We start from the raw sequence: 21,738 nt of genomic DNA, 5'->3' as shown, positions 1-21,738 counted from the left end.
TGTCTATTGTTAGCGTCTGCGCGAGCCTTTGAGCTTCGCCTTTTTGACGAGGCCCTCATACTGGTGTGCGAGCAGGTGACCATGCACCTGAGCAACCGTGTCCATGGTAACAGACACCACGATCAGAAGCGAAGTGCCGCCAAAGTAGAATGGCAAAGCCGCATAGGACACCAGCAGTTCGGGAATCAGGCAGATGATCACCAGGTAAATGGCACCGAGCACCGTGATGCGGGTCAGAACCTGGTCGATGAAGTCCGCCGTACGCTCGCCAGGGCGAATGCCCGGGATGAAGCCGCCCTGCTTTTTCAGGTTGTCGGCCGTCTCCGTCGGATTGAAGACGATAGCCGTGTAGAAGAAGGCGAAGAACACGATCAGCGCCGCATACAGGAACATGTAGGCGGGCCGTCCGTGGCCGAGATAGGCGGTCAGCGTGGCAATAAACCCAGTTCCATCCGCGCCAGTCTGGAAGCTGGCGATGGTCGCCGGCAGAAGGAGCAGCGAGGAGGCAAAGATCGGCGGGATCACGCCCGAGGTGTTCAGCTTGAGCGGCAGAAACGAGGTCTGACCCTCATACATCCGGTTGCCGACCTGACGCTTAGGGTAGTTGATGAGGAGACGGCGCTGGGCGCGCTCCATGAACACCACGAAGTAGATGATGGCCACAGCCATCACGATCACGCCGATGATCAGGCCTGTCGAGATGGCGCCTTGGCGGCCGAGTTCGAGGGTGCCGGCGATGGCCGTCGGCAGGTTCGCCACAATGCCGGCGAAGATGATCAGCGACGTACCGTTGCCGATGCCGCGGGAGGTGATCTGCTCGCCAAGCCACATGAGGAACATGGTGCCGCCGGTCAGGGTGATCACGGTCGAGACCAGGAAGAACGGACCAGGTGCATCGACGATATTACCGGAACTCTGCAGACCTACCGCAATGCCCCAGGACTGGAACACAGCGAGCAGGACCGTAAGATAGCGGGTATACTGGTTCAGGATCTTGCGGCCAGCCTCCCCTTCCTTCTTCAGCGCCTCGAGAGAGGGGAGAACGGAGGTAAGGAGCTGGATGATGATCGAGGCCGAGATGTACGGCATGATGTTCAGGGCAAAGATCGCCATGCGCTCCACAGCACCGCCCGAGAACATGTTGAAGAGGCCGAGCACGCCGCCGCTGGCATTTTGGAAGCTCTGAGCCAGGGCTTCCGGGTTGATGCCGGGGAGCGGGATGTAGGTGCCGAGACGATAGATGATAAGCGCGCCCAAAGTGAACCAGATGCGCTTCTTCAGCTCATCGGCCTTGGCAATGGCGCCGAAATTGATGTTTGCCGCAAGTTGCTCGGCTGCTGAGGCCATAGTGGTGTCCCCGAAATACTTGAACCGTGACGGTTATCACGCAAACGGCGGCCACGCGATCATAACGCGGGCCGCCGCTTGGATCTTAGTCAATGTGGGCGCTGGCTCACGCCTGCGCAACGCCACCCAGCAGGGTGACAGAGCCACCGGCCTTCTCGATCGCTTCGACGGCCGACTTGGACGCGCCTGCAACCTGGAAGGAAAGCTTCGTCTTGAGCTCGCCAACGCCGAGGATCTTCACGCCGTCACGCGGCTTGGAGACAACACCGGCAGCGACCAGCGACTCGACGGTGACAGCAGCGCTCTTGTCGAGCTTGCCGGCTTCGATAGCCTGCTGGATGCGGCCGACATTGACCTCATTGAGGTCAATCTGGTTCGGCTTGTTGAAGCCGCGCTTCGGCAGACGACGGTGCAGAGGCATCTGACCGCCTTCGAAGCCCTTGATCGCCACGCCTGAACGGGACGTCTGTCCCTTCACGCCACGACCGCCGGTCTTGCCCTTGCCGGAGCCGATACCACGGCCGACACGCATGCGGTTCTTGGTGGAACCTTCGTTGTCACGAATTTCGTTGAGTTTCATGACGCTCTCCTCACTGCCCGTCGACAACGCGCACGAGGTGCTTGACCTTCTCGATCATGCCGCGAACCGCAGGCGTGTCTTCCAAGGTCGAAGTACGGTGAAGCTTGTTGAGCTTGAGGCCGATCAGCGTCTGGCGCTGCTTGGCCTCGCGGCGGATCGGGGAGCCGATCTGCTCAACGGTGACGGTGGATGCTGCAGTAGCAGGCTTCTTTGCCATGATTACAGCCTCCCTTACGCTTCAGCGCCAGCGGCTTCGCTGGTGTCGGCGTCACGGCGGCGAGCCTGCAGCGTCGACACCTTCAGGCCACGGCGAGCGGCGACCGAACGCGGGCTGTCCTCGTTCTTGAGCGCGTCGAAGGTAGCGCGGACGAGGTTGTACGGGTTCGACGAGCCGAGCGACTTGGCGACCACGTCCTGCATGCCCACGACCTCGAAGACGGCGCGCATCGGGCCGCCGGCGATGATGCCGGTACCCTGGGGAGCGGCACGGAGCACGACCTTGCCGGCGCCATGGCGGCCGTTCACGTCGTGATGCAGCGTGCGGCCCTCGCGGAGAGCGACGCGGATCATGGAGCGCTTGGCAGCGTCCGTGGCCTTGCGAATGGCTTCCGGCACTTCACGGGCCTTGCCGTGGCCGAAGCCGACGCGGCCCTTCTGGTCGCCGACGACGACGAGAGCAGCAAAGCCGAAGCGACGGCCGCCCTTCACCACCTTGGCGACGCGGTTGATGTGGACCAGGCGGTCCACGAATTCGCTGTCGCGCTCTTCGCGATCAGCACGTTCTCTTGGTTCTCTAGCCATGAGACCTCTCACTTGCGCGGGCGGCGGGCCCGCTCGCTAAGGGTTGCTTGGATTAAACCCGCCGTTAGAAATCCAGACCGCCTTCGCGGGCAGCGTCGGCCAGAGCCTTGACGCGGCCGTGATAGAGGTAGCCTGAGCGGTCGAAGATGACCTGTTTCACGCCGGCAGCAACCGCGCGCTCAGCCACGAGCTTGCCCACTTCCTTCGCCGCATCGACAGTGGCGCCGGTCTTGAGCTTGCCCTTCAGGTCAGCCTCGAGGGTCGAAGCCGCAGCGACCGTATGGCCGCGCACGTCGTCGATGACCTGGGCGTAGATCTGCTTGGACGAACGGAAGACCGACAAACGCGGACGACCGTTCGCTGCTTTCTTGATCGCACGGCGCACACGAGCCTTGCGGCGATCTTCAGCGCCTTTCTTCTCAGCCATGATACGTCGTCCTTACTTCTTCTTGCCTTCCTTGCGGAAGATGAACTCGTTGGCATACTTGACGCCCTTGCCCTTGTAGGGCTCCGGACCGCGGTATTCGCGGATCTCGGCGGCGGTCTGTCCAACGACCTGCTTGTCGATACCGGCCACAACGACTTCGGTCGGCTTCGGGGTCGTGATCGTCACGCCAGCCGGGATCGCATAGTCGATGTCATGGCTGTAGCCCAGCGAGAGCTTCAGCACCTTGCCTGCAACGGCGGCCTTGTACCCGACGCCGTTGATCTCAAGGCGCTTCTCGAAGCCCTTGGACACGCCTTCGACCAGATTCGCAACCTGGGCGCGGGACATGCCCCACTTCGCACGGGCCGTCTTAGACTCGTCGCGCGGGTTTACCGACACGGCGCCGTCCTCGAAAGCAACCGATACTTCTTCGGGAACGAGGAACGAGAGTTCGCCCTTCGAGCCCTTAACCTTCACCATCTGTCCGTCGACGGTCGCCGTCACACCTGACGGAACCGGAACGGGCTTCTTGCCTACTCGTGACATTTTCGAATCCTCGTGGTTCTGTGCGGGTGCCTGGCCTTAGAAGACCTTGCAGAGCACTTCGCCGCCCACGTTCTTCTCACGGGCCTCGTGATCGGCCATCACGCCCTGGGGCGTCGAGAGAATGGTGATGCCGAGACCGTCGGCCACGCGAGGCATGGTGTCGACGGAAGCATACACGCGGCGGCCCGGCTTGGAGACGCGCTCGATGGAGCGGATGACCGGCTGGCCGTCATAGTACTTCAGCTCGATCGAGAACTCGGTCCGGCCATTGCCGAACTCGGTCTGCGAGTAGTCGCGGATGTAACCCTCGGACTTGAGGACTTCGAGAACGCGAGCGCGCAGCTTCGAGCCGGGGGTGGAGACGGACCCGCGACGGCGCATCTGCGCGTTGCGGATACGGGTGAGCATATCGCCCAACGGATCGTTGATCATATGATGCCCCTCCCCTTACCAGCTGGACTTCACGAGGCCCGGGATCAGGCCCTTGTTGCCGAGCTCGCGCAGAGCGATACGGGACATGCCGAGCTTGCGGTAGTAAGCCCGGGGACGGCCCGTGATCTCGCAACGGTTACGGATGCGGGTCGGGCTCGCGTTGCGCGGCAGCTCGGCCAGCTTGAGGCGCGCCTCGAAGCGCTCCTCCATGGACTTCGACTCGTCGTTGGCGACCGCCAGGAGGCGCTCGCGACGACCGGCGAACTTCTTCACCAGGTCACGACGGTGCTTGTTCTTCTCAATAGCGCTTTTCTTAGCCATGCTTTTATCTCCAGTGTCCGCGTTTGAGGACAGTTATCCTCACTGCCGGAACGGGAAGTTGAAGTGACGCAGCAGGGCGCGGGCTTCGTCGTCAGTCTTCGCCGTGGTGGTGATGATGACGTCCATGCCCCAAACCTGCTCGACCCTGTCGTAATTGATCTCAGGGAACACCAGGTGCTCCTTGATACCCATTGCGTAGTTGCCACGGCCGTCGAACGACTTCGGGTTCAGACCCCGGAAGTCACGGACGCGCGGGAGAGCGATGGTCACGAAGCGGTCAAGGAACTCGTACATGCGAGCCTTGCGCAGGGTGACCTTGGCGCCGATCGGCATATTCTCGCGGACCTTGAACTGCGAGATAGCCTTACGGGCCTTCGTGATCACCGGCTTCTGGCCGGCGATGAGAGCCAGATCGGCAGCGGCGACCGAAGCCTTCTTCGAGTCCGCAGTCGACTCGCCAACGCCCATGTTCAGGACGATCTTTTCGATCGCCGGCACTTCCATGGGGTTCTTGTAGCCGAATTCTTCAATCAGCTTCGGACGCACCACTTCCTCGTAGTGCTTCTTCATCCGCGGCGTGTAGCCGTCCACCTGAGCCTTAGCCATCGATCAGGTCCCCCGAACGCTTGGCGAAACGGACCTTGCGGCCGTCTTCGAGAACTTTGAAACCAACCCGGGTCGGCTTGCCGTCCTTCGGGTCTGCGTAAGCCAGGTTCGACAGGTGGATGGCAGCCTCTTTCGAGACGATGCCAGCTTCCTGGTTTGCCGTCTGGCGCTGATGGCGCTTCACGACGTTGACGCCGCGGACGACCGCGCGCTCTTCCTTCGGAAGCACCTGGACAACTTCACCGGTCTTGCCCTTGTCGCGACCGGTCAGGACGACGACCTTATCGCCCTTCTTGATCTTCGCGGCCATTAGAGCACCTCCGGCGCAAGCGAAATAATTTTCATGTGGTTCTTGGCACGCAGTTCACGGGGAACGGGGCCGAAGATACGGGTGCCGACCGGCTCCTTCTGATTGTTGATCAGAACGGCAGCGTTACGGTCGAAACGGATGACCGAACCGTCGGCACGGCGGATGTCCTTGGCGGTGCGCACGACGACGGCCTTCATGACGTCGCCCTTCTTCACGCGGCCGCGCGGGATAGCTTCTTTCACGGATACGACGATGATATCGCCCACGGAAGCGTACTTACGCTTCGAACCGCCGAGAACCTTGATGCACATCACGCGACGGGCGCCGGAATTATCGGCGACGTCAAGATTCGTCTGCATCTGGATCATGGCTTTGATCCTTTCCTTTGTTTCAGACAGGTTTCCGGGCCAAGGCAGGATTGCCCCCCGGACTACGCCTGACGGGGATCTGATGTCCCCTGCCCTTCAAATGTCGAGAGAGGCGGCCGTATACACGAACCGCCCCCGTAAGACAACCCCTAGGGAAGGCTTTTTAGGCCTTCGCTTGGTCGACGAGCACCCAGGTCTTGAGTTTGGAGAGCGGCTTGGTCTCTTCGATGAAGACCGTGTCGCCCACCTTGGCTGTGTTGTTTTCGTCATGAGCGTGGTAGTTCTTCGTCTTACGCACGGTCTTTTTCATGACCGGGTGCGTAAAGCGACGCTCCACCTTCACAACGACCGTCTTGTCCTGCTTATCGCTGACAACGACGCCCTGCAAAACGCGCTTCGGCATCTTGATTTCCTCTTAAGCCTTGGCCGCAGCGGCCTTCTGGCGCTGCAGTGTCTTAACGCGGGCGACGTCCCTGCGGACCTCACGGACGCGTCCGGTGTTCTCGAGCTGGCCCGTGGCACGCTGGAAGCGGAGGTTGAACTGCTCCTTCTTCAGGTTCAGCAGCTCATCCGACAATTGGTCGGCGGACATTGCCTTAAGGTCAGAGAATCTCTGCTTCGACTTCATGATCCCCTCCTTATTCGGCGATGCGCTGGATGAAGCGCGTCTTGATCGGAAGCTTCGCAGCGCCGAGACGCAGGGCCTCGCGAGCGATATCCTCCGGCACGCCGTCGATCTCGAACATGATACGGCCAGGCTTCACCTTGGCCGCCCAAAACTCGGGAGCGCCCTTACCCTTACCCATACGCACTTCGGTCGGCTTCGACGACACCGGCACGTCCGGGAAGATGCGGATCCACACCCTGCCCGCACGCTTCATGGCGCGAGTGATGGCGCGGCGAGCCGCCTCGATCTGGCGAGCGTTGACACGCTCGGGTTCCATCGCCTTCAGACCGAACTGGCCGAAGTTGAGGTCCGTGCCGCCCTTCGCAGTGCCGGAAATACGGCCCTTGAACTGCTTACGGAACTTGGTTTTCTTCGGTTGCAACATGGCAAACCTCTCCTGACCTCTCGGTTACGCCGCTTGCTCGCGGCGGCCACCGGAGCGGCCTCCTTCGTCGTTCATCCGCTTGTCCTGGGCCATCGGGTCGTGCTCAAGGATTTCGCCCTTGAAGATCCAGACCTTGATGCCGCAGGTGCCATAGGTCGTGAAGGCCGTGGACGTTCCGTAATCCACATCCGCACGCAGGGTGTGCAGCGGAACGCGGCCCTCGCGGTACCACTCCAGGCGGGCGATTTCAGCGCCACCCAGACGACCCGAGCAGTTGATACGGATGCCCTCGGCGCCCAGACGCATCGCCGACTGAACGGCGCGCTTCATGGCGCGGCGGAACGCAACGCGGCGCTCGAGCTGCTGGGCGATAGAATCGGCCACCAGTGTCGCGTCGACTTCCGGCTTGCGGACTTCGACGATGTTGATCGCCACATCCGCGTCGGTCATCTTGGCGACGAGCTTGCGGAGCTTCTCGATGTCGGCACCCTTTTTGCCGATCACCACTCCCGGACGACCCGAGTGGATGGTGACGCGGCACTTCTTGTGCGGACGCTCGATGACGATCTTCGAGACGGCGGCCTGCTTCAGCTGCTTCATGAGAGCTTCGCGGATCGCCATATCCTCATGCATCAGCTTGGCGTACTCGCCCTTGCCGGCGAACCAGCGCGAGTCCCAGGTCCGGTTGATGCCGAGCCGAAGACCGATCGGGTTAACTTTCTGACCCATCTGGTTCTCCTTTATGCCTGTTCGGCAACTTCCCGAACCACGATCGTGAGGTTCGAGAACGGCTTTTCGATACGAGCACCCCGGCCACGGGCCCGGGCGTGGAAGCGCTTCATCACAAGCGCCTTGCCGACGAAGGCCTGGCTGACGACGAGATCGTCCACATCGAGATTGTGGTTGTTCTCGGCGTTGGCAATGGCGCTCTCGAGGCACTTCTTCACGTCGCGAGCAATACGCTTGCGGGAGAACTCGAGATCGGCGAGAGCCGCAGAAACCTTCTTGCCGCGGATAAGGGCCGCAACAAGGTTGAGCTTCTGGGGGCTGACGCGCAGCATGCGAGCGACGGCTTGTGCCTCTGTGTCGCTCAGTGCGCGAGGAGTCGCGGCCTTACCCATCTTACTTCCTCTTCGCCTTCTTGTCCGCCGCGTGGCCGTGGAAGGTGCGGGTCGGCGAGAACTCGCCGAACTTGTGACCCACCATTTCCTCGCTCACGTTGACGGGAATGTGCTTCTGACCGTTGTAGACCCCGAAGGTGAGGCCTACGAACTGCGGGAGGATCGTGGAGCGGCGGCTCCAGATCTTGATAACCTCGTTGCGGCCCGAGGAACGGGCAGCCTCGGCCTTCTTGAGGAGGTAGCCGTCGACGAACGGACCCTTCCAAAGCGAACGTGCCATGACGTGCCTCTATCCTTACTTCTTCCGAGCGTGACGGCTCGACACGATGAACTTGTCGGTCCGCTTGTTCGAACGGGTTTTCTTGCCCTTGGTCGGGACGCCCCATGGGGACACCGGATGGCGACCACCGGAGGTACGACCCTCACCACCACCGTGCGGGTGGTCGATCGGGTTCATGGAAACGCCGCGGTTGTGCGGACGCTTGCCAAGCCAGCGGTTACGACCAGCCTTACCGATCGAGGTGTTCATGTGGTCCGGGTTCGACACCGCCCCGACACTGGCGAAGCACTGGCCATGGACCAGACGCTGCTCGCCGGAGTTCAGGCGGATCGTCACGTAGCCCTGGTCACGACCCACGATCTGAGCGTAGGTGCCGGCGGAGCGGGCGAGTGCGCCACCCTTGCCGACCTTCAGCTCCACATTGTGGATGATCGTTCCCACCGGCATGTTGCCGATCGGCATCGCGTTGCCCGGCTTAATGTCGACCTGCTCGCCAGCCGACACCTGATCGCCGACAGCAAGACGCTGCGGGGCCAGGATGTAGGACTGCTCGCCGTCAGCGTAGCCGATGAGCGCGATGAAGGCGGTGCGGTTCGGATCGTACTCGATCCGCTCCACGGTCGCCACATCGCCCAGACGGGCGCGACGCTTGAAGTCGACCAGGCGCAGGGTGCGCTTGTGACCACCGCCACGGAAACGGACGGTCACGCGACCCAGGTTGTTACGGCCACCGGAGGAGCTCTTGCCCTCCGTCAGCTTCTTGACCGGCTTGCCCTTGTAGAGCTCGCTGCGGTCCACGATCACCAGCTGGCGCAGGCCGGGGGTGATTGGTTTGAAGGTTTTCAAAGCCATCGGATCACTCTCTCAACCGATCAGAGGCCCGTCGTGACGTCGATGGTCTGGCCCTCAGCGAGGGTTACAACCGCCTTCTTCACGTCCGACCGCTGGCCGCGGGTGCCGCGGAACATCTTCACTTTGCCCTTGGTGAGGATCGTATTCACGCTCTTCACCTTGACATCGAACAGCTTCTCAACCGCTTCCTTGATCTGCGGCTTCGTCGCATCCAGTCGAACCTTGAAGACGACCTTGTTCTGTTCGGACAGGGCCGTGGCCTTCTCGGTGATGACCGGGCTCACGATCACATCGTAATGGCGCGGGTCCAGGCTCATTTGAAGCGCGCCTCCAGCGCATCGACAGCCGCCTTCGTGAGAACGAGCTTCTCGCGACGCAGGATGTCATAGACGTTGATGCCCTGCACCGGCAGGACGTCGATGTTCGGGATGTTGCGAGCAGCCCGCTGGAAGTTCGTCTCGATCTCAGCGCCGCCGATGATCAGGGCGTTGCCGAGGCCGAGCTTGCCGAAGCGCTCGACGAGAGCCTTCGTCTTTGCCTCGGAGAGCGTCACATCGTCGATCACGACGAGCGAAGCGTCCTTGGCCTTGGACGAGAGCGCATGCCTCAGAGCCAGAGCGCGGACCTTCTTGGGCAGGTCGTGCGCATGGCTGCGAACCTGCGGGCCGAAGGCGCGACCGCCGCCCCGGAACTGGGGAGCGCTCGCGGCGCCGTGACGGGCGCTGCCGGTGCCCTTCTGCTTGTAGACCTTCTTCGTGGTCCGATCGATGAGCGAGCGGTTCTTCACGGCGTGCGTACCGGCCTGACGCTTCGCGAGCTGCCAGCGGACGCAGCGGGCCAGAAGATCGGCGCGCGGCTCGAGACCGAAGATGGCCTCGTTCAGGTCGACCGAACCTGCGTTTTTGCCCTCAAGCGTGGTGACATCAAGTTTCATCACGCATTCTCCTCTTGGGCCTGCTCAGCCTGGGCGGCCGGCGCAGCATCGTTGGCCGTGCGGAACGAACCGGGCATCGGCACTTCTGCAGGCAGCTTGCGCTTCACCGCGTCGCGGACGAAGATCCAGCCGCCGGCAACGCCGGGAACGGCGCCTTCGACGAGGATCAGACCGCGCTCGACATCGGTCGACACCACACGCAGATTCTGCGTCGTGACGCGCTCGACACCCAGGTGACCCGGCATCTTCTTGTTCTTGAACGTCTTGCCCGGATCCTGGCGGCCGCCGGTCGAACCGATCGAGCGGTGGGAGACCGACACGCCGTGCGTGGCGCGCAGTCCGCCGAAGTTCCAGCGCTTCATGCCGCCCGCGAAGCCCTTACCGGTGGTGATGCCCGTGACGTCCACGAACTGACCGGCAATGAAGTGATCAGCGGTGATCTCGGCGCCGACCGGGATGACAGCATCCTCGGAGACGCGGAATTCCGCGAGCTTGCGCTTCGGCTCGACCTTGGCGACGGCAAAGTTGCCGCGCTCGGCCTTCGAAACGTTCTTCACCTTGGCCTTGCCGACGCCGACCTGCAGCGCGGTGTAGCCGTTCTTTTCCTTGGTCCGGTGGGCGACGACCTGGCAGCTGTCGACCTTCAGAACCGTGACGGGGATGTGTTCGCCGGCATCCGTGAAGATGCGGGTCATCCCGACTTTCTGTGCAATGACGCCTGAGCGCATGTGCGTATCCTCTCGGCGTGTCTACCGAAAGCTCCAGCCTAACGGCTTAGAGCTTGATTTCCACGTCCACACCAGCAGCGAGATCGAGCTTCATAAGGGCGTCAACCGTCTGCGGGGTGGGGTCCACGATATCGAGAACACGCTTGTGAGTGCGCATCTCGAACTGCTCGCGCGACTTCTTGTCGATGTGCGGCGAGCGAAGCACCGTAAAGCGCTCGATGCGCGTCGGCAGCGGGATGGGCCCGCGAACCTGAGCGCCGGTCCGTTTCGCGGTCGACACGATTTCCCGTGTCGAAGCGTCGAGGATCCGATGGTCGAACGCCTTAAGGCGAATACGAATGTTTTGACCGTTCATGGCTTATCCATTCAACAAGGGAAGCGGCCGAGCCGAAACCCGGCCGCTGTCCTTTGATCCTCTTTCAATTAATCCATCACGGCGGCGACGACGCCGGCGCCGACGGTGCGGCCGCCCTCACGGATGGCGAAGCGCAGCTTCTCCTCCATGGCGATCGGCGCAATCAGCTCCACTTCCATCGTGATGTTGTCGCCCGGCATCACCATCTCGGTGCCCTCAGGCAGCTTCACCACGCCCGTCACGTCCGTCGTGCGGAAGTAGAACTGCGGACGGTAGTTGCCGAAGAACGGCGTATGACGACCGCCCTCTTCCTTCGTCAGGATGTAGGCCTCGGCCTTGAACTTCGTGTGCGGCTTGATCGAGCCCGGCTTGCACAGCACCTGGCCGCGCTCCACGTCCTCGCGCTTCGTGCCCCGCAGCAGAACGCCCACGTTGTCGCCCGCCTGGCCCTGGTCGAGCAGCTTGCGGAACATCTCAACGCCCGTCACCGTCGTCTTGACCGTGTCCTTCAGGCCCACGATCTCCACTTCCTCGCCGACCTTCACCACGCCGCGCTCCACGCGACCCGTCACCACCGTGCCGCGGCCCGAGATCGAGAACACGTCCTCGATCGGCATCAGGAACGGCTGGTCGATCGGACGCTCCGGCTGCGGGATGTAGGCATCCACCTCGGCCATCAGCTTGAGCACCGCATCGCGGCCGATCTCAGGCTGGCGGTCCTCAAGAGCGCACAGAGCCGAGCCCTTCACGATCGGAATGTCGTCGCCGGGGAAGTCGTACTTCGACAGAAGCTCGCGCACCTCAAGCTCAACCAGGTCGAGCAGCTCGGCGTCGTCGACCATGTCGACCTTGTTCATGAACACCACCAGGGCCGGCACGCCCACCTGGCGGGCCAGAAGGATGTGCTCGCGGGTCTGCGGCATCGGGCCGTCGGCCGACGACACCACCAGGATCGCGCCGTCCATCTGCGCCGCACCCGTGATCATGTTCTTCACGTAGTCGGCGTGGCCGGGGCAGTCCACGTGGGCATAGTGACGGTTGGCCGTCTCGTACTCCACGTGCGCCGTCGAGATCGTGATGCCGCGCGCCTTCTCTTCCGGCGCCTTGTCAATCTGGTCGTACGCCGTGAACTGCGCACCGCCCGACTCCGCCAGAACCTTCGTGATCGCCGCCGTCAGAGACGTCTTGCCATGGTCCACGTGACCAATCGTCCCAATGTTGCAGTGCGGCTTAGTCCGCTCAAACTTTTCCTTCGCCATCGTGGCACCCGTTCCTTTGATCGTTCAATATTCGCTTAGTGGGTTCAGGCGTACTTCGCCTGAACCTCGGCAGCCACGTTCGACGGCACCTGCTCGTAGTGGTCGAACTGCATGGTGTAGCTCGCACGACCCTGGCTCATGCCGCGCAGGGTGTTAACGTAGCCGAACATGTTGGCGAGCGGGACCATCGCGTTGATGACCACCGCATTGCCGCGCATGTCCTGGCCCTGGATCTGACCACGGCGGGAGTTCAGATCGCCGATCACCGAACCCGTGTAATCTTCGGGGGTCGTGACCTCGACCTTCATCACCGGCTCGAGCAGAACCGAAGCGCCCTTCTGGAGCGCTTCACGGAGCGCCGCACGAGAGGCGATTTCGAAGGCCAGCGCCGACGAGTCGACTTCGTGGAAGGCACCGTCGACGAGCTCGACCTTGAGGTCGACCACCGGGAAGCCGGCGACGACGCCAGCACCCACGACCGACTGCAGGCCCTTTTCGACGCCCGGGATGTACTCCTTCGGCACCGCGCCACCGACGATCTTCGACTCGAAGGAGAAGCCGGCACCCTGGTCGTTCGGCTGAACGACGAGCTTGACGCGGGCGAACTGGCCCGTACCGCCGGTCTGCTTCTTGTGGGTGTAGTCCACCTCGGCCTTCCGCGAGATCGTCTCACGATAAGCGACCTGTGGGGCGCCGATATTCGCGTCGACCTTGTAGGTGCGGCGGAGAATGTCGACCTTGATGTCGAGGTGAAGCTCGCCCATGCCCTTCAGGATCGTCTGGCCCGACTCCTGGTCGGTCGAGACACGGAACGACGGGTCCTCGGCGGCCAGCTTCGACAGGGCAAGGCCCAGCTTCTCCTGGTCGGCCTTCGACTTCGGCTCGATGGCGATCTCGATGACCGGCTCCGGGAACTCCATGCGCTCAAGGATAACGGGCTTAGCCGGATCGCAGAGCGTGTCACCCGTGCGGACTTCCTTGAGACCAGCCAGAGCGACGATGTCGCCGGCATAAGCCTCCTTGATGTCTTCGCGGTTGTTCGCATGCATCAGCAGCATGCGGCCGACGCGCTCTTTCTTGTCGCGGGACGAGTTCAGAAGTGTCTCACCAGCATTCACCTTGCCCGAGTAGACGCGGCAGAAGGTGATGGTGCCCACGAAGGGATCGTCCATGATCTTAAAGGCGAGCATGGAGAAGCCTTCGTCGTCCTTTGGCTTGCGGGTGGTCGGCTCTTCGGTCTTGAAGTCGATGCCCTGGATAGCCTCACGGTCTGCCGGGGACGGCAGGAAGTCGACGACGGCGTCGAGCAGGGGTTGAACGCCCTTATTCTTGAACGCGGAGCCGCAGAGCACCGGGTGGAAGGCGCGACGCTGCACGGCCGTACGGATCAGCCGGCGCAGAGTAGCCTCGTCCGGCTCCTGGCCGTCGAGGTAGGCCATCATGGCCTCGTCGTCCATCTCCACAGCGGCTTCGACGAGCTTTCCGCGATACTCGGCGGCCTGATCCTTCAGGTCAGCCGGAATCTCGACTTCGTCGAAGCTGGCGCCGAGCGCCTCACCCGACCAGACAAGGGCCTTCATCTTGATAAGGTCGACCATGCCCTTGAAGTCGCTCTCAGCCCCGATCGGGATCTGAAGGCAGACGGGCTTGCCGGCCACGCGCTTGATGATGTCGTCGACGCAGTTGAAGAAGTTCGCGCCGGTCTTGTCCATCTTGTTGACGAACACGACACGCGGAACATCGTACTTGTCGGCCTGACGCCACACGGTCTCGGTCTGGGGCTCGACGCCCTGGTTGCCATCGAGAACGCAGACGGCGCCGTCGAGCACGCGCAGCGAGCGCTCGACTTCGATGGTGAAGTCGACGTGGCCGGGGGTGTCGATGATGTTCAGACGCTTGTCGCGCCAGAAGCAGGTGGTCGCAGCGGACGTGATCGTGATGCCACGCTCCTGCTCCTGCTCCATCCAGTCCATGGTGGCGGCACCCTCGTGCACTTCACCGATCTTGTGGGACTTACCGGTGTAGTAAAGGATGCGCTCGGTCGTGGTGGTCTTGCCGGCATCGATGTGGGCCATGATGCCGAAGTTGCGGTAGTCCTCAATCGCGTGCGTGCGGGGCATCGCTCAGCTCCTCAGGCCTTTACCAGCGGTAATGCGAGAACGCACGGTTGGCTTCCGCCATACGGTGGGTGTCTTCGCGCTTCTTCACGGCATTGCCGCGGTTGTTCGAGGCATCGAGCAGCTCGGCGGAGAGGCGCTCGACCATGGTCTTGTCGTTACGGCCGCGTGCGGCCTGGATGATCCAGCGGATCGCGAGAGCCTGACGGCGCTCGGCGCGAACCTCGACCGGGACCTGGTAGGTCGCACCGCCGACGCGGCGGGAGCGGACCTCGATCGCCGGAGCGACGTTGTCGAGGGCCTGCTTGAAGACCTCGAGCGGGTTCGCCTTGGCGCGGCTCTCGATGCTGTCGAACGCACCGTAGACGATGCTCTCGGCAGCGGACTTCTTGCCGTCGTACATGATGGAATTCATGAACTTCGTGACGACGACATCACCGAACTTGGCGTCCGGGATGATCTCACGCTTTTCGGCGCTATGGCGACGGGACATGAGCTGACCTCAATGACAGTTGACGGCTTACTTCGGCCGCTTCGCGCCGTACTTCGAACGACGCTGCTTACGATTCTTCACGCCCTGGGTGTCGAGGACACCGCGGAGGATGTGATAACGGACACCCGGAAGGTCCTTCACGCGACCGCCGCGGATCATGACCACGGAGTGCTCCTGAAGGTTGTGACCCTCACCCGGGATGTACCCGATGACTTCGAACCCGTTCGTCAGACGAACCTTGGCGACCTTACGCAGAGCCGAGTTCGGCTTCTTCGGGGTCGTTGTATAAACGCGCGTGCACACGCCACGCTTCTGCGGGCAGGCCTCAAGCGCGGGAACCTTATTCCGGCTCTTTTGCGCAGTCCGCGGCTTGCGGATCAGCTGAGAGATCGTTGGCATCCTGTGCCCTCTTTGACCGACCACCCAATAGGTGGCCATGAATGTGTCTTCAACGGTTGAACGCCGCCCTTCGCTTCTGCGAACCTTTTCAGGCTGCACAAAACGAAGCCACGCCATTGACTTGGGTAAGCCCCTGGCGCGGTGCGATTGCAGAGGACCACGATCTGGTTACCGCGGTCGTGCCCTAAATCTGACGAGTGTCAGTCAAGGTTGAGTTCGGCAGCGTTTAGGTGGCATCCGTCGAAGCTAGGCGCTTCGACTGGCTAAAACCTACGGCCAGCCGGAAAGTCCGGTCTCTCTAGCGTCCGAGTCGCGCAAAGTCAACACTTTTCGGTAAGGATCCAGAAAGGCGCCTCCAAACGACAGAGCGCTGTCTGGCCTGTCCCTTCTATATCGGTTTCTTCCCGACCGCCATAAGGTTATGTAGTAACTTCCTTGGAGGAGGCGGATCGTGACGGCGGCGATACATTTCGAAACTGAGGCTTATGATGTGACCCATGGGAAGCCGATGGGTCGCCACTTCGCCGGCCATGGCTTCCTCTCAGCCTTCGCCCGCTACACTTCTGACGATTCCCCCATCGGGTATGTGGGCAATGCCAAGCTCGGCGGAGAATTCTGCAACTTCATCAAGACCTTCCGTCTGGAGAGTTCGCCGCGCTTTATCGTTAGCGCCAAGGCTGGGGCTCTCAGGCAGGTCGGCTGCCTGTTCACTCCCAGTCCTATCAGCGCAGCGCAAACGTGGCAGCGGGAGCTTCATGGGCCCAGGTCCTGGAGCCTCTGTGGGGTGAACCATACCCTGTCCTCTGCCCGTGCCATGGATGGGCTCACCTCCCTACTCACCGCCGCGGTGCAGCCCTGGGATGCGATCATCTGCACATCTACAGCCTCTCGTACCGTCATCGAGACACTGTTCACGCGACAGGAGGATCATCTTTCGCGACGCCTGGGTGCTTCCCGCTTCGTCAGGCCGCAACTCCCTGTGATTCCTCTTGGGGTCGATTGCGAGAGCCAGGCGAAGCGGACAGAGCGCGGGGACGGCGCACGGGCATCCCTCGGCATAGAACCAGGCGACTTCGTCGTCCTGTTCCTTGGACGCCTTTCCTTCCACGCCAAGGCGAACCCGGCTCCTATGTACCTGGCTTTGGAGAAGGTTGCCCAGCGCCATCGTGTGGTGCTGATCGAGTGCGGGTGGACCGCCAACGATCAGATCGCCCGGGCCTTCTCGGAAGCAAGGGCCAAGCTTTGTCCTTCCGTTCGGTCCATCGTGCTCGATGGGCGGATCAATGATGTGAGGGACACGGCCTGGGCAGCGGCGGATGTGTTCTGTTCCCTGTCCGACAACATTCAGGAGACTTTCGGCCTTACGCCCATCGAGGCCATGGCCGCCGGTCTGCCCGTGGTGGTCACCGACTGGGATGGATACAGGGATACCGTCAGGAACGGCATCGACGGCTTTGCCGTTCCGACCATCGCTGCTCCTCCGGGAGCGGGACAGCCTCTCGCCGTGCGCTACGCACTCGAGGTCGACAGCTACGATTCGTATATCGGCCAAGCGTCGACTGCCATTGCGGTAGACGTTGATGCGGCGGCGGCAGCCTTCGAGCGCCTCGCAGCGGATCCGGACCTGCGCCGACGCATGGGTGCGAACGGTGCGGCTCGGGCTAGAGAGCGCTTCGACTGGAAGGTCATCGTCAAAGCCTATGAGGAGCTCTGGCAGGAACTGGCCGCCGTGAGAAAAGCCGGGCAGGCAGCGCCCTCCCCTGAGACCATGCGCGGTTTCTGGCCGGCTCGCCCCGACCCCTTCGAGCTCTTCGCTAGTTTCCCTTCGCTTCCCTTCTCCAGTCAGCACGTTGTCTCGCAGTCAGCGGAGATCGGTGAGGCCGAAGTGCTGGAACGGCTGAACCTGAAGGTGGCCCTGGTGAATGCCTCACCGGATATCTCTTCCACCTTCCTTCTCGCGATGTGGAAGCAGGTTAGTGACCAGGGCACGTCGGTCCGGGAGGTCCTTACCGCGCACAGAGACGCCTCGCCTGCCCTTACGGCCAGAGCCCTCATGTGGCTGGCGAAGCTCGGCTTGCTCAAGATTAACCCCAGGGACGAGCGTTCCTGAGCACCCGCTCACGAAAAAGGCCGCCCGGAGGCGGCCTTTTCATTCTCGCAAGGTCTTCGCAGCTTACTCGGCCGCCGGAGGCAGCTCGCTGACCTGAGCCTGAGACTCGGAGCGCTTCTGCTGCAGGATCAGCTCGTCGCGATGGGTCGCAACGGCCTTGATCTGAGCGGTGAGCGCGCCTGTGCCGGCCGGGATCAGGCTGCCGACGATGACGTTCTCCTTGAGGCCCTCAAGGGTATCGACCTTGCCGTTGACCGCCGCCTCGGTGAGGACGCGGGTGGTCTCCTGGAAGGACGCCGCCGAGATGAAGGAGCGGGTCTGCAGCGAGGCCTTGGTGATGCCGAGCAGAACCGGCACGCCTTCGGCGGGCTTCTTCTTCTCGGACACGAGGCGCTCGTTGATCTCCTCGAACTCGAGACGATCGACCTGCTCGCCGGTGAGCAGCTCGGAATCGCCGCCCTCCGTGATCTCGACCTTCTGCAGCATCTGGCGAACGATCACCTCGATGTGCTTGTCGTTGATGAGCACGCCCTGGAGGCGGTAGACCTCCTGGATCTCGTTCACGAGATAGGCTGCGAGCTCCTCGACGCCCTTGATCGCCAGGATGTCGTGCGGTGCCGGGTTGCCGTCGACAATGAAGTCTCCGGTCTCGACCACGTCGCCATCCTGCAGGTGGATGTGCTTGCCCTTCGGGATCAGGTACTCCACCGGCTCCGAGCCATCGTGCGGGTTCAGCGTCAGGCGACGCTTGCTCTTGTAGTCACGGCCGAACTGAATCGTGCCCGACTTCTCCGCAATGATGGCCGCATCCTTCGGACGACGGGCCTCGAACAGCTCCGCCACGCGCGGCAGACCGCCTGTGATGTCGCGGGTCTTGGCGCTCTCGGTCGAGACACGGGCGAGGATATCGCCAGCCTTGACCTTCGAGCCCGGATCGGCCGCCAGGATCGCGTCCACGGGCAGCAGGTAACGGGCGTCACCACCGCGGGCAACCTTGGCCACCTTGCCGCCGGCGCCCTGGATGACCACCGCCGGACGCAGGTCGGCTGTGCGCGGAGAACCGCGCCAGTCGATGACCACGCGCTTGGCGATGCCGGTCGACTCGTCCATCGACTCGATCATCGATGCACCGTCCACGAGGTCCTCGTAGCCCACTGTACCGTCGATCTCGGTGAGGATCGGACGGGAATAGGGATCCCACTCGGCAATACGCTGACCGCGCTTGATCGTGTCGCCCTCGTCCACCTTCAGGCGGGAGCCGTATTGCAGGCGGTGAACCGCCCGCTCGGTGCCGTCCTGGCCGATGATCACAACAGCCACGTTGCGGCCCATGACGACGAGGTCGCCGTCGGAGTTGCGCGCAATGTTCTTGTTGCGGAAGCCGATCTTGCCCTCGAAGCTCGACTCGATGAAGGACGAGTCCGCGATCTGAGCCGCACCACCGATGTGGAAGGTACGCATGGTCAGCTGCGTGCCGGGCTCGCCGATGGACTGCGCCGCGATCACGCCGACGGCCTCGCCGTGGTTGACCGGGGTACCTCGGGCCAGATCGCGGCCGTAGCAGGTAGCGCAGACGCCGTTCTTCGACTCGCAGACGAGCACGGAGCGGATCTTCACCTCCTGGATGCCGGCAGCGCCGATCGCCTCGAGGTGATGCTCCTCGATCATCGTGCCGGTCGGAACGATGACGGTACCGTCCTGGGCCACCAGGTCCTCAGCCGTGGAGCGGCCGAGAATACGCGAGGCCAGCGACGCGACCACCTGGCCGGCGTCGATGATGGCGCGCATCTTGATGCCCTTCTCGGTGCCGCAATCCGGCTCACGGATGACCGCGTCCTGCGCCACGTCGACGAGGCGGCGGGTCAGGTAGCCCGAGTTCGCGGTCTTGAGCGCGGTGTCGGCCAGACCCTTACGGGCGCCGTGGGTCGAGTTGAAGTACTCGAGAACGTCGAGGCCTTCCTTGAAGTTTGAGATGATCGGCGTCTCGATGATCTCGCCCGACGGCTTGGCCATGAGGCCGCGCATGGCCGCGAGCTGCTTCATCTGGGCCGGCGAACCACGGGCGCCCGAGTGGGACATCATGTAGATCGAGTTGACCGGCTTATCGCGGCCGTTCTCGTCCTTCTGCACCGTGGAGATGCGGTTCATCATCTCGCCGGCGAGGCGGTCCGAGCACTTCGCCCAGGCGTCGACGACCTTGTTGTACTTCTCGCCCTGGGTGATGAGGCCGTCCTGGTACTGCTGCTCGTAGTCCTTCGCGAGAGCACGGGTCTCCTCGACGATGGCCCACTTGTTCTCCGGGATCACCATGTCGTCCTTGCCGAACGAGATGCCGGCCTTGAACGCATTGTAGAAGCCGAGGCCCATGATGCGGTCGCAGAAGATCACCGACTCCTTCTGACCGCAATGCCGGTACACGGCATCGATCATGTTGGAGATCTCCTTCTTGGTCATGAGCTTGTTCACGACGTCGAAGGGCAGCATCGGGTGCTTCGGCAGGAGGCGCGAGAGCATCACGCGGCCGGCCGTGGTGTCGACGATCTTCGACACCGGCTTGCCGTCCTCGTCCAGGCCTTCCCAGCGGTAGCGGATCTTCGTGTGGAGCGTGATGACCTTCTCGTTCAGGGCATGCTCGATCTCGCCCATGTCGGCGAAGGCCTTGCCCTGGCCGGGCTGGCCATCGGACACGATGGAGAGATAGTAGAGGCCGAGAACGATGTCCTGCGACGGCACGATAATCGGCTGACCGTTGGCCGGGTGCAGGATGTTGTTGGTCGACATCATTAGCACGCGGGCTTCAAGCTGAGCCTCGAGCGAGAGCGGCACGTGGACGGCCATCTGGTCGCCATCGAAGTCCGCGTTGAACGCGGCGCAGACGAGCGGGTGCAGCTGGATCGCCTTGCCTTCAATGAGGGTGGGCTCGAAAGCCTGGATGCCGAGACGGTGCAGCGTGGGCGCGCGGTTCAGGAGAACCGGGTGCTCGCGGATGACCTCGTCCAGGATGTCCCAAACCTCGGGCTTCTCCTTCTCGACGAGCTTCTTCGCCTGCTTGACGGTGGCGGAGAGACCGCGCGCGTCGAGCTTGGCGTAGATGAACGGCTTGAAGAGCTCGAGCGCCATCTTCTTCGGCAGGCCGCATTGGTGCAGCTTGAGCTCGGGGCCCACCACGATGACCGAGCGGCCCGAGTAGTCGACGCGCTTGCCGAGCAGGTTCTGGCGGAACCGGCCCTGCTTGCCCTTCAGCATGTCGGCGAGCGACTTCAGCGGACGCTTGTTGGCGCCTGTGATGACGCGGCCGCGGCGGCCGTTGTCGAACAGGGCGTCGACCGCCTCCTGGAGCATGCGCTTCTCGTTGCGGACGATGATATCCGGCGCACGCAGCTCCATGAGCCGCTTCAGGCGGTTGTTGCGGTTGATGACGCGGCGATAGAGGTCGTTCAGGTCCGAGGTCGCGAAGCGGCCGCCGTCGAGGGGCACGAGCGGGCGCAGATCCGGCGGGATCACCGGAACGACCGTCATGATCATCCACTCGGGCTTGTTGCCCGACTGGACGAAGGCCTCGATGATCTTGAGGCGCTTCATGAGCTTCTTGGGCTTCAGCTCGGACGTGGTGACGGCGATCTCCTCGCGGATCTCCTGCGCGGTCTTCTCGAGGTCGAGTTCCTGCAGGATCCGGCGGATGGCTTCCGCGCCGATCATGGCCGTGAACGAGTCCTCACCGAACTCGTCCTGAGCGCGGATGTACTCCTCCTCGGTGAGGAGCTGACGGTCCTTGAGCGGCGACAGACCCGCATCGACGACGATGTAGGATTCGAAATAGAGGATGCGCTCCAGATCCTTCAGGGTCATGTCGAGCAGCAGACCGATGCGGCTCGGCAGGGACTTGAGGAACCAGATGTGAGCCACGGGCGCGGCGAGCTCGATGTGGCCCATGCGGTCGCGACGGACGCGGGCCAGCGTCACCTCGACGCCGCACTTCTCGCAGATCACGCCCTTGTACTTCATGCGCTTGTACTTGCCGCACAGGCACTCGTAGTCCTTGATCGGGCCAAAGATGCGCGCGCAGAACAAGCCGTCACGCTCGGGCTTGAACGTACGGTAGTTGATGGTCTCCGGCTTCTTGATCTCGCCGTAGGACCAGGACAGAATCTTCTCAGGGCTCGCGATCGAAATCTTGATCTGATCGAAGCTCTGCGGCTGGGCCGTCTGGTTGAAGAGATTCATGACCTCTTGATTCATCGCCGTCTCCTGGGCTGGAGGGCGCTAGATAAGCACCCTCACCGGCAATTGCATGGGGCCG

General features: G+C 62.6%; 28 protein-coding genes. 1 reads left to right on the top strand and 27 read right to left on the bottom strand.

Annotated features, from left to right (window positions below; translation table 11 throughout):
* Nucleotides 1-9: 9 nt before the first annotated feature.
* From secY to rpsL, 26 genes are all read right to left on the bottom strand, one after another.
* Entirely contained in the window at nt 10-1,347 is a 1,338-nt protein-coding gene (gene secY / locus FHR70_RS13355; protein ID WP_183450891.1) for a preprotein translocase subunit SecY, read from the bottom strand.
* A 106-nt stretch (nt 1,348-1,453) separates the two neighbouring features.
* Nucleotides 1,454-1,927 carry a 50S ribosomal protein L15 gene (gene rplO / locus FHR70_RS13350; RefSeq protein WP_183450889.1) on the bottom strand — a complete coding sequence of 158 codons (474 nt, stop codon included), beginning with the start codon at nt 1,925-1,927 and terminating at the stop codon, nt 1,454-1,456.
* A 10-nt stretch (nt 1,928-1,937) separates the two neighbouring features.
* Nucleotides 1,938-2,144 (bottom strand): 50S ribosomal protein L30, encoded by a 207-nt coding sequence (gene rpmD / locus FHR70_RS13345; RefSeq protein WP_183450887.1) that lies wholly within the window; start codon nt 2,142-2,144, stop codon nt 1,938-1,940.
* Between the two features lie 14 nt (nt 2,145-2,158).
* Entirely contained in the window at nt 2,159-2,728 is a 570-nt protein-coding gene (gene rpsE, locus FHR70_RS13340) for a 30S ribosomal protein S5 (protein WP_099511403.1), read from the bottom strand.
* A gap of 64 nt (nt 2,729-2,792) precedes the next feature.
* Complete coding sequence (gene rplR / locus FHR70_RS13335; protein WP_183450885.1) at nt 2,793-3,155, bottom strand: 50S ribosomal protein L18; 363 nt, start codon at nt 3,153-3,155, stop codon at nt 2,793-2,795.
* Between the two features lie 12 nt (nt 3,156-3,167).
* Nucleotides 3,168-3,701, bottom strand: coding sequence for a 50S ribosomal protein L6 (gene rplF / locus FHR70_RS13330; protein WP_183450883.1), 534 nt, complete (start codon nt 3,699-3,701; stop codon nt 3,168-3,170).
* A 36-nt stretch (nt 3,702-3,737) separates the two neighbouring features.
* Nucleotides 3,738-4,133: a 30S ribosomal protein S8 gene (gene rpsH, locus FHR70_RS13325; protein ID WP_173945696.1), complete on the bottom strand. Its 396-nt coding sequence runs from the start codon at nt 4,131-4,133 to the stop codon at nt 3,738-3,740.
* Nucleotides 4,134-4,148: 15 nt separating this feature from the next.
* Nucleotides 4,149-4,454: a 30S ribosomal protein S14 gene (rpsN, locus tag FHR70_RS13320; protein ID WP_183450881.1), complete on the bottom strand. Its 306-nt coding sequence runs from the start codon at nt 4,452-4,454 to the stop codon at nt 4,149-4,151.
* Nucleotides 4,455-4,493: 39 nt separating this feature from the next.
* On the bottom strand, nt 4,494-5,060 hold the full coding sequence (gene rplE, locus FHR70_RS13315) for a 50S ribosomal protein L5 (protein WP_183450873.1): 567 nt from the start codon (nt 5,058-5,060) through the stop codon (nt 4,494-4,496).
* A complete protein-coding gene (gene rplX / locus FHR70_RS13310) occupies nt 5,053-5,370 on the bottom strand; it encodes a 50S ribosomal protein L24 (RefSeq protein WP_036352982.1) in 318 nt (105 codons plus the stop codon). The genes rplE and rplX overlap by 8 nt, the downstream gene beginning before the upstream one ends.
* Nucleotides 5,370-5,738, bottom strand: coding sequence for a 50S ribosomal protein L14 (gene rplN, locus FHR70_RS13305; protein ID WP_009764309.1), 369 nt, complete (start codon nt 5,736-5,738; stop codon nt 5,370-5,372). Before rplN ends, rplX begins: the two co-directional genes overlap by 1 nt.
* Nucleotides 5,739-5,901: 163 nt before the next feature.
* Complete coding sequence (rpsQ, locus tag FHR70_RS13300) at nt 5,902-6,141, bottom strand: 30S ribosomal protein S17 (protein ID WP_099511396.1); 240 nt, start codon at nt 6,139-6,141, stop codon at nt 5,902-5,904.
* 12 nt (nt 6,142-6,153) lie between these two features.
* Nucleotides 6,154-6,366 (bottom strand): 50S ribosomal protein L29, encoded by a 213-nt coding sequence (rpmC, locus tag FHR70_RS13295; RefSeq protein ID WP_027317111.1) that lies wholly within the window; start codon nt 6,364-6,366, stop codon nt 6,154-6,156.
* Between the two features lie 10 nt (nt 6,367-6,376).
* Nucleotides 6,377-6,790, bottom strand: coding sequence for a 50S ribosomal protein L16 (gene rplP, locus FHR70_RS13290; protein WP_036352973.1), 414 nt, complete (start codon nt 6,788-6,790; stop codon nt 6,377-6,379).
* A 24-nt stretch (nt 6,791-6,814) separates the two neighbouring features.
* Entirely contained in the window at nt 6,815-7,519 is a 705-nt protein-coding gene (rpsC, locus tag FHR70_RS13285; protein ID WP_036352970.1) for a 30S ribosomal protein S3, read from the bottom strand.
* Between the two features lie 11 nt (nt 7,520-7,530).
* Nucleotides 7,531-7,911, bottom strand: coding sequence for a 50S ribosomal protein L22 (gene rplV, locus FHR70_RS13280; RefSeq protein ID WP_036352967.1), 381 nt, complete (start codon nt 7,909-7,911; stop codon nt 7,531-7,533).
* Between the two features lies 1 nt (nt 7,912).
* Entirely contained in the window at nt 7,913-8,191 is a 279-nt protein-coding gene (gene rpsS / locus FHR70_RS13275; RefSeq protein WP_036352963.1) for a 30S ribosomal protein S19, read from the bottom strand.
* Between the two features lie 15 nt (nt 8,192-8,206).
* The gene (gene rplB, locus FHR70_RS13270; RefSeq protein ID WP_183450872.1) at nt 8,207-9,043 is read right to left on the bottom strand and encodes a 50S ribosomal protein L2; all 837 of its coding nucleotides are present in this window, start codon (nt 9,041-9,043) and stop codon (nt 8,207-8,209) included.
* Between the two features lie 20 nt (nt 9,044-9,063).
* Nucleotides 9,064-9,360, bottom strand: a complete 297-nt coding sequence (locus FHR70_RS13265) for a 50S ribosomal protein L23 (protein WP_027317106.1) — start codon at nt 9,358-9,360, stop codon at nt 9,064-9,066.
* Nucleotides 9,357-9,977 (bottom strand): 50S ribosomal protein L4, encoded by a 621-nt coding sequence (gene rplD / locus FHR70_RS13260; RefSeq protein ID WP_183450871.1) that lies wholly within the window; start codon nt 9,975-9,977, stop codon nt 9,357-9,359. The genes FHR70_RS13265 and rplD overlap by 4 nt, the downstream gene beginning before the upstream one ends.
* Nucleotides 9,977-10,705, bottom strand: coding sequence for a 50S ribosomal protein L3 (gene rplC / locus FHR70_RS13255; RefSeq protein WP_183450870.1), 729 nt, complete (start codon nt 10,703-10,705; stop codon nt 9,977-9,979). The genes rplD and rplC overlap by 1 nt, the downstream gene beginning before the upstream one ends.
* Nucleotides 10,706-10,751: 46 nt before the next feature.
* Nucleotides 10,752-11,060: a 30S ribosomal protein S10 gene (gene rpsJ / locus FHR70_RS13250; RefSeq protein WP_009764298.1), complete on the bottom strand. Its 309-nt coding sequence runs from the start codon at nt 11,058-11,060 to the stop codon at nt 10,752-10,754.
* Between the two features lie 68 nt (nt 11,061-11,128).
* Nucleotides 11,129-12,319, bottom strand: coding sequence for an elongation factor Tu (gene tuf, locus FHR70_RS13245; RefSeq protein ID WP_183450857.1), 1,191 nt, complete (start codon nt 12,317-12,319; stop codon nt 11,129-11,131).
* A gap of 44 nt (nt 12,320-12,363) precedes the next feature.
* Nucleotides 12,364-14,439, bottom strand: coding sequence for an elongation factor G (gene fusA / locus FHR70_RS13240; RefSeq protein WP_183450869.1), 2,076 nt, complete (start codon nt 14,437-14,439; stop codon nt 12,364-12,366).
* A 19-nt stretch (nt 14,440-14,458) separates the two neighbouring features.
* Nucleotides 14,459-14,929: a 30S ribosomal protein S7 gene (gene rpsG, locus FHR70_RS13235; RefSeq protein ID WP_183450868.1), complete on the bottom strand. Its 471-nt coding sequence runs from the start codon at nt 14,927-14,929 to the stop codon at nt 14,459-14,461.
* A gap of 27 nt (nt 14,930-14,956) precedes the next feature.
* A complete protein-coding gene (gene rpsL, locus FHR70_RS13230) occupies nt 14,957-15,328 on the bottom strand; it encodes a 30S ribosomal protein S12 (RefSeq protein WP_009764294.1) in 372 nt (123 codons plus the stop codon).
* A gap of 451 nt (nt 15,329-15,779) precedes the next feature.
* On the opposite strand from rpsL, the gene FHR70_RS13225 reads away from it, so the two are divergent.
* Complete coding sequence (locus FHR70_RS13225) at nt 15,780-17,438, top strand: glycosyltransferase (RefSeq protein ID WP_183450867.1); 1,659 nt, start codon at nt 15,780-15,782, stop codon at nt 17,436-17,438.
* A 63-nt stretch (nt 17,439-17,501) separates the two neighbouring features.
* Here FHR70_RS13225 and rpoC read toward each other — a convergent pair whose 3' ends face one another.
* On the bottom strand, nt 17,502-21,677 hold the full coding sequence (gene rpoC / locus FHR70_RS13220) for a DNA-directed RNA polymerase subunit beta' (RefSeq protein ID WP_183450865.1): 4,176 nt from the start codon (nt 21,675-21,677) through the stop codon (nt 17,502-17,504).
* Between the last annotated feature and the right edge of the window lie 61 nt (nt 21,678-21,738).

It is taken from the genome of Microvirga lupini, from assembly GCF_014191055.1.
In the GTDB taxonomy this organism is placed as follows: domain Bacteria; phylum Pseudomonadota; class Alphaproteobacteria; order Rhizobiales; family Beijerinckiaceae; genus Microvirga; species Microvirga lupini_A.
Note: the sequence above shows the minus strand (reverse complement) of the source record. Positions and strands in the feature narration are given on the sequence as shown.